10 protein-coding genes and 1 other RNA gene are annotated in these 11,549 nt (G+C 43.6%); 5 read left to right on the top strand and 6 right to left on the bottom strand.

Going from position 1 to position 11,549, the window contains the following annotated elements:
- Positions 1–205: 205 nt before the first annotated feature.
- The 5 genes from B2P60_RS10805 to B2P60_RS10825 all read right to left on the bottom strand — a co-directional run bounded on the left by B2P60_RS10805 (position 206) and on the right by B2P60_RS10825 (position 4,582).
- Positions 206–838 carry a DNA-3-methyladenine glycosylase family protein gene (locus tag B2P60_RS10805; protein ID WP_198333694.1) on the bottom strand — a complete coding sequence of 211 codons (633 nt, stop codon included), beginning with the start codon at positions 836–838 and terminating at the stop codon, positions 206–208.
- Between the two features lie 145 nt (positions 839–983).
- On the bottom strand, positions 984–1,715 hold the full coding sequence (locus B2P60_RS10810; protein ID WP_198333693.1) for a Smr/MutS family protein: 732 nt from the start codon (positions 1,713–1,715) through the stop codon (positions 984–986).
- A 68-nt stretch (positions 1,716–1,783) separates the two neighbouring features.
- Positions 1,784–2,659, bottom strand: coding sequence for an indole-3-glycerol phosphate synthase TrpC (trpC, locus tag B2P60_RS10815; RefSeq protein ID WP_286741317.1), 876 nt, complete (start codon positions 2,657–2,659; stop codon positions 1,784–1,786).
- A 72-nt stretch (positions 2,660–2,731) separates the two neighbouring features.
- Positions 2,732–3,853, bottom strand: a complete 1,122-nt coding sequence (gene trpD / locus B2P60_RS10820; protein ID WP_193006884.1) for an anthranilate phosphoribosyltransferase — start codon at positions 3,851–3,853, stop codon at positions 2,732–2,734.
- A gap of 105 nt (positions 3,854–3,958) precedes the next feature.
- Entirely contained in the window at positions 3,959–4,582 is a 624-nt protein-coding gene (locus B2P60_RS10825; protein WP_193006883.1) for an aminodeoxychorismate/anthranilate synthase component II, read from the bottom strand.
- Positions 4,583–5,402: 820 nt separating this feature from the next.
- Here B2P60_RS10825 and glnA point away from each other — a divergent pair.
- Together glnA and B2P60_RS10835 are read left to right on the top strand one after the other, a co-directional pair.
- Positions 5,403–6,812, top strand: a complete 1,410-nt coding sequence (gene glnA, locus B2P60_RS10830; protein ID WP_193006882.1) for a type I glutamate--ammonia ligase — start codon at positions 5,403–5,405, stop codon at positions 6,810–6,812.
- 215 nt (positions 6,813–7,027) lie between these two features.
- A complete protein-coding gene (locus B2P60_RS10835) occupies positions 7,028–7,762 on the top strand; it encodes a DUF4124 domain-containing protein (RefSeq protein ID WP_198333689.1) in 735 nt (244 codons plus the stop codon).
- Between the two features lie 138 nt (positions 7,763–7,900).
- Here B2P60_RS10835 and B2P60_RS10840 read toward each other — a convergent pair whose 3' ends face one another.
- Complete coding sequence (locus B2P60_RS10840) at positions 7,901–8,617, bottom strand: SIMPL domain-containing protein (protein ID WP_198333688.1); 717 nt, start codon at positions 8,615–8,617, stop codon at positions 7,901–7,903.
- A gap of 269 nt (positions 8,618–8,886) precedes the next feature.
- Between B2P60_RS10840 and ffs the strand changes: the two genes are divergently transcribed.
- From ffs to B2P60_RS10855, 3 genes are all read left to right on the top strand, one after another.
- Positions 8,887–8,983: signal recognition particle sRNA small type (gene ffs, locus B2P60_RS10845), an RNA gene on the top strand.
- Between the two features lie 772 nt (positions 8,984–9,755).
- Positions 9,756–10,583 (top strand): hypothetical protein, encoded by an 828-nt coding sequence (locus tag B2P60_RS10850; protein WP_286741319.1) that lies wholly within the window; start codon positions 9,756–9,758, stop codon positions 10,581–10,583.
- 175 nt (positions 10,584–10,758) lie between these two features.
- On the top strand, positions 10,759–11,549 hold a 791-nt coding region (locus B2P60_RS10855), incomplete at its 3' end, for an RNA-guided endonuclease InsQ/TnpB family protein (RefSeq protein WP_286741320.1).

Consider the following 11,549-nt stretch of genomic DNA (forward strand, 5'->3'; position numbering starts at 1 on the left):
TTGTCTGTGGAGGGAGGATGCAGTAAAGGTCGCCCGATGAAACAGAAAACTTGCGACGGTCGTGAGAATGTCGCCTAAAGGCTAATGCTTTTAGAATCCCCCACTTGAGCGCGGCGAAAGTGGTGGGAGTGTGTCAAATGGAATCAGCCTTAAAAGTATCAACTAAACAAATGTCTTAGATAAGGATGATTGTGAATTGTTTGCCTTACAAGGGAATGGCCGTTTTATTGCGTAACGAACCGTAGTAGGACCATAACAACAGACTGGCAGCGCTACGATGTGGTGACCAGTCTTGGGTTAGCCGCTTTAGGTGTTTGGGTGTGGGGCGCTCAGCCAAATCTAGTAAATGCATCGCTGCGACTTTAATGGCTAAGTCATCGACAGCCAGTACATCTGCTCGTTTTAATGAGAACAACAGGTACATCTCAGCCGTCCAGCGGCCAATACCAGTAACAGCGGTCAGTGTTTTTATGACGTCTTCATCGGGCATGGCAACCAATGCGCCAAAGTCTATATCATGCTCTACCAGTGAGCGGATATAACGCGTCTTTTGCTTAGAGAGCCCTTGTGCCCGTAAAGCTTCATCACTCGCTTTATTAATAGCCTGCGGAGCTGTCATATCTGCATCAATCAAACGTTGCCAAATGCTGGCTGCCGCTGCGACAGAGAGCTGTTGACCGACCATTGCTCTCATCAATTGCTCAAATCCGCCGGTATTGTGTCTCAGGCTTGGCATCCCAACTTGGTTATAGACAGCAGCAAATTTTGGCTCGATAGCAACCAATGCAGTGATGTGCTCCTCTAACTCGTGAGGGTTTTCAATGATGTGTGGGCGCATAATGGACTTGCCTTAACCGTTAAAACAGTGGGTACAAAGAGAGTAGGAAGATGCACTTTAGGGTAGTGATGGCACCAATGTACCATTCAATGATACAAAAAAGGACTGCTGATGGGCAGTCCTTTTTGTATTAGAACAGGAGTACTTACTCACCATCCACTTTTGGCTTTTTGAGCAATACCAGTACAGCACCGTTGCCACCGTCTTTTGGTGGGGCAGAACAAAACGCTAATACTTCTGGCAACTGACGTAGCCAACCATTGACGCAAGTTTTTAGAATGGCTTCACTACCTTTACCATGAACGATTTTTACCATGGTCTCGTTTTTTTGCTTTGCTTGACTCAATAATTGCGTCATGGCCTCGCGAGCTTCTTCAATCGTACAGCCATGAATATCGACAGCATCATACCAACGCAGCTTGCCTTTTTTGAGTTGATCAAAAATTTTGTTTTGCAAAGTTGGCTGTTTGTAAGACAAGTATGCTTCACTAGCGACAGGGTTCAGTAGGGCTTGCATATCTGATAGGCCTGCCCCCAAATCGCTTGCCTCACTACCTTGAGCCGCAGCACGTTTGGACAGGGTGGCAGCATCAGGTTTGCGCGCTTTTTCTGCGTTTGAAGGGGGGCGAACGTTTTTGTCTTCAAGCTGGTTCACACCGTGCATCGCTTGCATAAACAGCACTTTATCATCATCGATATGTTCACTGTCTAACTGTTTTACCGTTTTTTTGACTTGCTTTTGGGTTGGTAGGGCAACAGGTTCTGTTGGCTTTTGATTCTCACCTTCAGGCGAGTTGGTATCACGGCCTTTGCTCAGTTGGCCTTTTAGCTCTTTGAGTTGGTCTTGCATTTCTTTTGAAAATAGAGAGTTTGACATAAAAGTTAACGTATCGTTGGTTAATGAATGAATGATTTCATAGTTAAGGTCTAGACTGTCTAGCTACTTTACCCGTCTGCTGCAACGCCCGCAAGTAAGGATTGTAACGCTTGTCCAGGGTGATCGGTTTTCATAAATTGCTCACCGATTAAAAAGTGTGGGATATTGTGATCTAACATCAAACGAATGTCATCGCTGCTATGGATACCGCTCTCGGTGACAATCAGCGGTTTAGGGGTGGTGCTATCAGCGTCAACCGCTAGGGCGTCTGTTAAGATGTTTTTTAAATCCAGTGTGGTTTGTAGGCTAACATCAAAGGTATTTAAATCACGATTATTGATGCCGTAAATGTTGTGTTCAGAACGAGGTAATTGGAGCGCGCGCTCAAGCTCAGCCTTGGTGTGTACTTCGATCAACACATCCATACCCAATTGGATACTGAGCGCATGTAGTTCTTTTACTTGCGCGTCATCTAGGCAGGCCATGATTAATAATACACAGTCTGCGCCCATGAGATAGGATTGATAAATTTGGTAGGTATCAATCATAAAATCTTTACGCAGTATCGGCAGGCTTGCGGCATTAGATGCTTGAAGCAGATAGCGGTCATCGCCTTGGAAATAATCACGGTCAGTCAATACTGACAAACAGCAGGCCCCAGCTTGTTCGTACTGCTGTGCGAATAAGGCAGGTGCAAAATTGTGATTAATAACACCCTTAGAAGGTGACGCTTTTTTGATCTCGGCAATGATACCGATACCGTTTTTATGAGAACTGGCAGCACGTAGGGCAGCAGCAAAGCCTCGACGTGGCTTGTTATCAGCATCGACTTGCGCTTGCAGGTCTTCAAGTGGTAGCGCCTCACGAGCCGCTTTCACTTCTTCTATTTTGGTGGTGACAATGCGCTGTAATACTGAGGGGATGTCTGTATTGGTTGTGGTCATACTGGTATCCAAATATCGTTAAATGTAAACAAACCGTGATGGCTAGGGCTGCGTACTAATGGTGTTTATTCTTTAATCTTTAGATGCCAGCTGCTGCGTGTAGGTGGCTAAAGTCTCAAGCTTCATTAAAGCATCCCCATTTTGGATGATTTTTTGTGCTCGGCTCACGCCATTAGGGTAATTGCTGGCAAGTCCTGCGGTATATATAGCCGCGCCTGCATTTAACGCAATCATGTCACGGGCTTTTAGGACGGAGCGGTCGTTAGTTTCTAAACCCGATAGCGCCGCACGAATCAGCTCAAGACTTTGCGTCGAAGAGTCCACATCCAGACCAATAAGCGTTTGTGATTCGATACCTGCATCTTCTGGCATCATCTCATAAACGGATACTTCGCCGTCTTTTAACTCAGCGACGGTAGTAGAGGTTGCAAGGCTGATTTCATCTAGGCCATCTTTTGCGCCGACGACCATGACATGACGCGCGCCTAAATTCTTCATTACTTTAGCGATGGGTTCACAAAGTTGGGCCGTAAAGACACCAATGACTAGATTGGGGGTGCCAGCAGGGTTGGTTAGTGGACCTAAAATGTTAAAAATAGTACGGGCCTTTAATTCACGGCGCACTGGGTTGGCATAACGCATCGCACTGTGATGATTCGGCGCAAACAAAAAGCCAATCCCTTGATTTTCGATACAATCTTGCGCTTGTGCAGGCGTGAGCGCAAGACTAATACCTGCTTCTTCGAGTAAGTCTGAGCTACCAGACTTAGTCGATACACCGCGGTTACCATGCTTAGCAACTTGTGCTCCTGCGGCTGCAGCGACAAAAGCGGATGCCGTCGAGACGTTAAATAAATTAGCGCCATCGCCCCCCGTTCCAACAATATCGACCAGATTATCGCAATTGTTTGGCGTGATGTTGGCTGCCAAGGCGCGCATGGCACTGGCAGATGCCGTGATTTCATCGATTGATTCACCTTTCATCCGCAAACCCGTCAAAATCGCTCCCATCATGGCATCACTACATCTTCCTTGCATAATGATAAGCATCACTTGATACATCTCATCAAAGGTTAAATCAATATGCTGAAAGATTCTACCTAAGGCTGTCGTCAGTAATTTATGCGTGTCCTCGTCAGACAGTTGAGCAATATTATCTGGGGTATGAGTATCCTTTATGCTGGCGGTATTCATTATTGTCTCGCTTAATATTTTTATGTATTGGTTTTAAGTAAATGAGGGGTTACTTTGATCTTGTTGTTAACAACGTGTCATCTGTAAGCAGTCAAATGAAAGCAATCAACTGACTTTCGGTAACTCATCGGAGGTTAGTACGGCCAAATGATACGTCTGCAAAAAGTTATTGAGCAGCTGGTAGCCTGCTTCACTTAAAATAGACTCAGGATGGAATTGCACGCCTTCGATGGCCAATGTTTTATGCCGGACACCCATAATCTCTTCGATACTACCATCGGTGTTCTGTGTCCACGCGGTCAGCTCAAGACATTCAGGCAGACAGGTCTTGTCGATGACGAGTGAATGATAACGTGTGACTTGCGAGGGGTTTGGTAGGCCGGCAAAGGCACCTTGGTTATTATGGTAAACGGCTGATAAACGCCCGTGCATCACTTCACCAGCTTTAACCACTTGTCCGCCAAATGCTTGCCCAATGGCTTGATGTCCTAAGCAAATCCCTAACATAGGAATGCGACCCTTAAACGTTTCGATAACTTCTAGCGATATACCAGCACGGTCAGGGTCGCATGGGCCAGGGCCAATGACGATAACGTCAGGTGCCAGTGTTTTAATCTGTTCGATAGTGGCTTGATCGTTACGCCAGACGGTGATCTCCTGTTGTAACTCACCGAAGTACTGTACAAGATTGTACGTAAAACTGTCGTAATTATCGATCATCAGAATCATTAGGTTTTCAACTTATTGACGGGCAGGTATTTTGGGAGGCTCTCTATATCTACATATCTACATGCGTTTTAATGTCTCTCAACATTTGGCGTTAAGCTGTTTTAACGGGGCTGAGTGCTTTTTTAAGACGCCGTTATCTTACCACTATTTTGCTGTCTATCAAATGTGCTGTACAAGTGTCGTCAATAAGGACTAAAGAAAAGTAATATTTTCTTGTCTGATAGGTTCACGACCAGGCGTCGTAATCCAGATAAGCATTATAAATGCACCATAAAATAGCAACGCTTATAAACCTCATATTTTATTATGACCAAATTTGGTGCGTTTTTTAACGTTTTTCTGCTGATAATAAAAAACGTTTAGTAAGATAGCTACTTAAAGATACGATGAGTATATATTTTATTGCGTTATAAGTGGCTGAAAAATATAAAAATTATCCCAGTCTTGGCGCTTTAGTAAATAGCCAGCATAGAGAATTGGCACAGCGTTTGCAATGTTACGGTTAAGATTGCTTATGGCTTAGAGTGAGTCAACGCTCATTATTAGTCAGTGTCAGAAGAGTTCAGCACGATACGTCATATGTTGTTAGAATAATATCAGGATTGACTTGGCTTATGGTGATTCTGCTAAGATGCCTATGAGTCTTATGAATGATTTGTTTTAAAAGAGTATATTGATTAATAACATTGACAGTGCTAATAATAAGCATAATATTGAATGCGCTATTTAGCTTCAGAAGCATATCTCATATTCTTAAACTAAAAAATTGCACCAATACCTTGAAATCGCAATAACATGATCAACACAACGGAGACTATTCATGTCGAACAAACTACTAGACCTTATCCAATCTTCTAACGCTAAGTGGGTTGACTTTCGCTTTACGGATACACGCGGTAAAGAGCAACATATCAGTTTTCCAGCGTCTACCGTTGACGAAGATGTGATGGAAGATGGCAAAATGTTTGATGGCTCATCTATCGCTGGTTGGAAGGGTATCGAAGCGTCAGATATGATCTTGCGTCCGGATCCAGAGACCGCTTTTATCGATCCATTCTTTGACGCGGTGACAGTGGTAGTGACTTGCGATATTATCGAGCCATCAACGCTACAAGGCTATGATCGTGACCCGCGCTCTATCGCACGTCGTGCTGAAGAGTACTTGAAGTCTACAGGTATCGGTGATACTGCTTACTTCGGTCCTGAGCCTGAGTTCTTTGTATTTGACGATGTTAAATGGTCAGTTGATATGTCTGGCGTTAGTCATAAAATCACGGCTGAAGAAGCAGCATGGTCGACCAATGAGAGTTACGAGTGGGGCAACATGGCGCATCGCCCACGTGTTAAAGGCGGTTATTTCCCAGTACCACCAATCGATAGCTCACACGATATGCGTGCAGTTATGTGTGAACGTATCGAAGAAATCGTTGGTGAAGGCTCAGTTGAAGTACATCACCATGAAGTGGCTTCTTGCCAGTCTGAGATCGGTGTGGCATTCAACACCATGGTGCGTAAAGCGGATGAAGTTCAGCAATTGAAATACGTTGTGCACAATGTCGCGCATCAGTTTGGCAAAACTGCTACCTTTATGCCTAAGCCAATCGTTGGTGACAATGGCTCAGGTATGCACGTACATATGTCAATCTCAAAAGACGGCGTAAACACATTCTCTGGTGATGAGTATGCTGGTTTGTCTGAAACAGCATTGTATTTCATTGGCGGTGTGATCAAGCATGCTCGTGCGTTGAATGCGATTACCAACCCATCAACCAACAGCTACAAGCGCCTAGTGCCACATTATGAAGCACCGATCAAGCTTGCTTACTCAGCCTCTAACCGTTCAGCATCTATTCGTATTCCACATGTGAGTAGCCCAAAAGCGGTCCGTGTTGAAGCGCGCTTCCCTGATCCAACGGCGAACCCATACCTAGCGTTTGCTGCATTGCTAATGGCTGGCCTTGACGGTATCCAGAACAAAATGCATCCAGGCGAAGCTGCGGACAAAAACTTGTATGACTTGCCACCAGAAGAAGAAGCACAAATCCCAACAGTTGCAGAGAGTTTGGATGTGGCGCTACAAGCTTTACGTGATGATCATGAGTTCTTGTTAAAAGGTGATGTGTTCACGGAAGACATGTTAGAAGCGTTCATTGCGTTAAAAGAAGAAGAAGTACAACGTCTGAACGTGACTGTACATCCAGTTGAATTTGACATGTACTATAGCTGCTAATCTATCGTATAGATTCAAAATTACTCTAGTTAATTCATTCAGTTAAGAAGGACCAGTCAAGTTGAGCTTGGCTGGTTTTTTTATACCTGTTGCCAAGGCCACCACATTCATTGACAAAGTTTCTCAGAAGTCGTTACTGATTTCATGAGAAAATTATCGCATAATGGTTTTTTATAAAACCCATTAACAGTCGACACGAATCAGGTAGGCGGACTATGACTACATTATCAAAACCGAGATTTCTAAAAGGTGGCTTCACAGTAGGTTTACTAGGGGCTATGATTATTAGCGCTACCACTCTGTGTGTGACGTTCGCAAATGCCGCACCTATCTATAAGGTTATCGATGAAAAAACGGGTCAAGTTACTTTCACTGACCGCCCGCAAAGTTATGAGCAGCAAGCTGATAAAAAAGTGAGTCAGATGGCTATTACAACTGATGCTACCAGTGATACAACCAATCAGCCAAATAACAGTCATACCAACAGTCAGCCTGCTGCTATTGCTACACGGCAAACTGCTGCTGTGCCGAGCTCAAACCCTAAAACGGTAGCTCCCATCAATTATCAGCTTGCTATTACTGAGCCTAGCGAGGAACGTGCTTATCGCCGTCCAGCGCAAACCATCAATGTGAGAGTGCAAGTGACACCCGCTTTACAAGCAGGTCATAGTATCAGTATTTATTTTGATGAGAGTGAAGTGGCGCAAGGTTTAAGTGCCTCGATTGCGACTATAAATCTCTTGCCAGGGTCACATGCTATCAGAGCCGTGGTAAAAAACGAGAAGGATCAGATACTTCAACAAGTGACCCGTACTGTTTATGTGATCCAAAACAATACAACGCTACAAAATAATAAGAAAATTGCTCAGCAGCTTTTGGCTTATCAGAACTTGCCGTGGCACCAAAAAGTCTTGTTGAAATTGCGTCAAAAAGAAACCGCTACGCCTTAGCCTTAAGAGGGTTTATAAATCTAACCGTTTACTAGTCATACCTGAGTCTTCATTAAGCGTATTAAAAAAGGCAAGCACCATTATAGTGCTTGCCTTTTTTAATACGTATGGTTAACGTCACTTTAGAGATAAGCGGCTTTATTTATTCAACTCAATCGTCCCATTAGCGGTCACTGAGATAGTACTGTTGCCAGACTCAAAGTTTTGGCTTGGTACAGATTCATCTGCTACGCCTGCTTTCATATTCATGCTGCTATACATTGGACGTGGGTAGTTGCTCCCTGTGTTTAAGTTGACACTCACCACCCGATAGCCACGAGCGTCCCACGCACGGGTAAGATTTTTAGCTTGCTGCTGAAAGGCGCGTGAAGCATCAGTCATCAGCTTTTGCTCTAGAGCGTCCTTTTTGGTATCGGAGACACCAAAGTTTAAATTGTCCATGACTAAGGTTTCTTGCAAGTCAGCAATAAGCTGGCTAGTCGCTGCAAAATCTGTACTCTTTAAATCGATATTTGCCTGTCCTGTCCAGCCAATAATTTTGTCGTTTTTATCATAACGGGGGTAAGTGCGCTGCTGTCCGGTGCTGACCGTAACGCTGGGGTAGCGCTTGGCTATTTTCATCGCATTGTTAATGGCTGTGTTCAGGGTAGTGGCTAGAGTCTTAGAATCCGTTGCTTGTGCTTTTTTATATAAGCTCGCCCTGACTTCATCGTTTTGGATTTCTTCTTTTACTTCTGTCTGAAAAGTAAGCTGATCATAGCCTGTTGGCTCTGCATGCGCGTAGCCCATCATAGTGGTTAGTAAAAGTGCAGTGCCTGTCGTTAGAGCCGCTTTATTAAGTAACGTGGTTTTCATGTGATCTCCTAAGGGAATATTAATAGTACAGATATGAATTCTATTTAGATAAAACGTAAATACAATTCATAGCCATATTAGAAGCTGTTCATTTTATTTGTTAGATGACAGTGAGCGCTCAGCTTCAGTCACTAAAATAGCAAAATTTAGCTGCGCTGCTGTGAGAATTTTGTCACCTAGGTTACGGTTTGTTTTAGGCCATAAAAAACAGTTTTATAATAGGGGTTGTAATAATGAAAAATTCTTGTATAATTTGCAACTGGTGGCTCCATTGGTAGCCTCGCAACATTGTTCTATGAATCCCGCCAGGACCGGAAGGTAGCAACGGTAATAGTCACAATGTGTGCCGAGGATGTGCTTTTGGAGTCGCTTTTTTTTGTCTAAAATTTGACATCTGTCTCTATAAATAACTAAAAATGCTCGTGTATTGTATTAAGCCCTTTATTATAAAGGGCTTTTTTTTTGCTCTGAATTTGTCTGATTCTGTACTAATGGACTTAGTTGTTTCTTCTTTGCCAACTGTGGGACGGATTGAGAGTACGCCTCATGGCCTGTTTAATCAGCTTAGATTGGCTGAACGTACGATTTTTTAATCAGTGGGGACCATTGTGTATTGTACAAACTGCTGATGATCGGCATTTTAATTGGGCAAAGAATGGGACAACGATACGAGCAGCGCTGACTAGATGATGGTGTGAAGGTAAATAGCCTAAGCAAAAAAATACAAAAAATTGTGTTTCAGCCACATTATTAACCGACAGCCGTAAAACCGATCATACGGTTGATAATTATTGAGACAAACAACAGGGCAGTCTTCAAATAGATTATAATAACGGTAAAAATAGCCGCCATACTGATAATGCCACGAATAAATCATTATTATACTTATAATGATGACCAACAGTGGCTGGGTACATTGCATACGATGGTGTTACACGATACGATAGTCAGTCAAGATGAGTATGATTGTCGGCTTTTACTGTCAGAGCACGGGCTCAGGGTGCGGCAGCTTTTTTGACTGACTTAAAACAAGCTTGATGTAGCCAATATTTGGCTGCCAAGGTGCTACCTATATGAAGGTATTGTCTAAAATAGACGTTTGTAAACCCATTTGTGATAAATAGGATAGTAGACCCGCATGAGTGATATCCAAGACCCGTTAGTTGTATTGCAACACCGTATGCAGCAGCGTCAGATTTTAGCGTTAATGGGTATTAATCAGTGGGTGCAGCCAAGCTCAGAAACCATTAATATCGCAGACATCTCTGCTCCTAATGTCGCCGATAGTATCGTTCAGCCTGTTGCTTCGAGCACAAGTCTTGAGCAGCCTCATATGGTAAAACCAAGTATTGACAATACAAACGGTAATATGTCAAATGTCACGTCTGAGGACTTTGGATCAGCTCTAGTCGATGAGGACTCTTATAGCACTTATTACCATGACGATAACGATGCTGGCTTAAGCCGCCCTCATGAACAAAGCCCCGTAACCTATAGTTTTGATACCAGTACCCCTGATACAGCCACCAACTCTCGTGTAGAGCCAGCTGTCCCACAAGCTGAATCAATCCAGCCTTCTGAAAGAAGTCACGACACTAACAATCTTAAAATAGCGCCATTTGATTTACAAGGTGGCCGCTATGGGGACTGGGTATTTTTTGTTGATATCCAAGCCCTTAATAATGATAGCCAAAAACTGTGGCAAAATATCACGCAGGCATTGTCCATAACCTGTGAGACAACATCGTTCCCCATCTGCGAAGGTATGGATACTGCCGAGCTTGCCAATGCCAGCCTAGCAGGCTATGTGTTTAAAATAGGGAGAAGCGAAGAGATACAAGTAGCCGCATTGACCGCGCTACCTGAGGGACTTGAGCATCCCAATATGACTACTGTGCCGACATTGGATGAGATGCTTGCTGATAGCAGCTTGAAACGACAATTTTGGGAGACGCTCTCTCATTAGCTATCAAAAAAGCGAAAGAGGACTCCACCCGACATTAGGGTGGAGGTGAATTTCGCATCACTGGTTGGTTTTTTGACTCAGGTATTACACAACCTACTCATTGAAATAAACACCCTTAAATTCTAGTATTATAAGCATGTCATCAAACACACACTCATTAACAAAGAAAGCATTTATGAAAATCAACAAAGCGTACAAATTTAGGCTTGAGCCTACTATAGAGCAGGAGATTATTCTAAATAATCTTGTCGGCTCAGCGCGTTTTGTTTGGAATCACATGCTGGCAATATCGTTTGAGATGTTTGCTAAAAATGACTTTATCAATGCCACCAACCTCGTTAATAAAATCGTTAGTTTAAAGAACAATCCTGATTTTGCCTTTCTGAAATCTAGCTCTAATGCCGTGTCCTTACAACAAAAGGTACGCGATCTTGCGTCTGCTTGGTCACGATTCTTTGACCCCAAAGTACACGCCAGATTCAAAGAGAATAAAAAGAAACCCAAAAAGCCCAAGTTCTTTAAGCTGGCTAATGGCACAGAGATTCAACTTCGCCCATTGATGCCACAATTTAAACACAAAGCAGATGGCTGTGACTCCATTCGCTTGGTTCAGTTTGATAAATACTGCCGTGTTGAGGGCAATCGCGTCAAACTCCCGAATGGCATTGGTCTGGTGAAATTCAGAAAATCGCAAGACATCATCGGCACGATTAAAAACGTCACCATCAGCAAAAAATCAGGGCACTGGTACGTGTCATTTGGCACTGAGCGCGAACTGGATGAGAACCCACGCCACCCTGCCACAAGCGCCATTGGCTTGGACATGGGTATCAGCAAACTACTCACCACCTCAAACGGTGAAACCATCAAACCCAAGAACAGCTTTGAAGCCAACCAACTCAAACTTGCCAAGCTGCAACGAGGGTTGGCAAAAAAAGTAACATTCAGTGAAAACTGGAAAAAGCA

Origin of the sequence: Psychrobacter sp. UBA3068 (genome assembly GCF_002366815.1) — a bacterium.
Classification (GTDB): domain Bacteria; phylum Pseudomonadota; class Gammaproteobacteria; order Pseudomonadales; family Moraxellaceae; genus Psychrobacter; species Psychrobacter namhaensis.

Coding starts and splice junctions, on each gene's coding strand:
- B2P60_RS10810 (WP_198333693.1), bottom strand. CDS start 1,715: ATGTCAAACTCTCTATTTTCAAAAGAAATGCAAGACCAACTCAAAGAG.
- B2P60_RS10835 (WP_198333689.1), top strand. CDS start 7,028: ATGACTACATTATCAAAACCGAGATTTCTAAAAGGTGGCTTCACAGTA.
- B2P60_RS10805 (WP_198333694.1), bottom strand. CDS start 838: ATGCGCCCACACATCATTGAAAACCCTCACGAGTTAGAGGAGCACATC.
- glnA (WP_193006882.1), top strand. CDS start 5,403: ATGTCGAACAAACTACTAGACCTTATCCAATCTTCTAACGCTAAGTGG.
- B2P60_RS10840 (WP_198333688.1), bottom strand. CDS start 8,617: ATGAAAACCACGTTACTTAATAAAGCGGCTCTAACGACAGGCACTGCA.
- B2P60_RS10825 (WP_193006883.1), bottom strand. CDS start 4,582: ATGATTCTGATGATCGATAATTACGACAGTTTTACGTACAATCTTGTA.
- trpD (WP_193006884.1), bottom strand. CDS start 3,853: ATGAATACCGCCAGCATAAAGGATACTCATACCCCAGATAATATTGCT.
- B2P60_RS10850 (WP_286741319.1), top strand. CDS start 9,756: ATGAGTGATATCCAAGACCCGTTAGTTGTATTGCAACACCGTATGCAG.
- trpC (WP_286741317.1), bottom strand. CDS start 2,659: ATGACCACAACCAATACAGACATCCCCTCAGTATTACAGCGCATTGTC.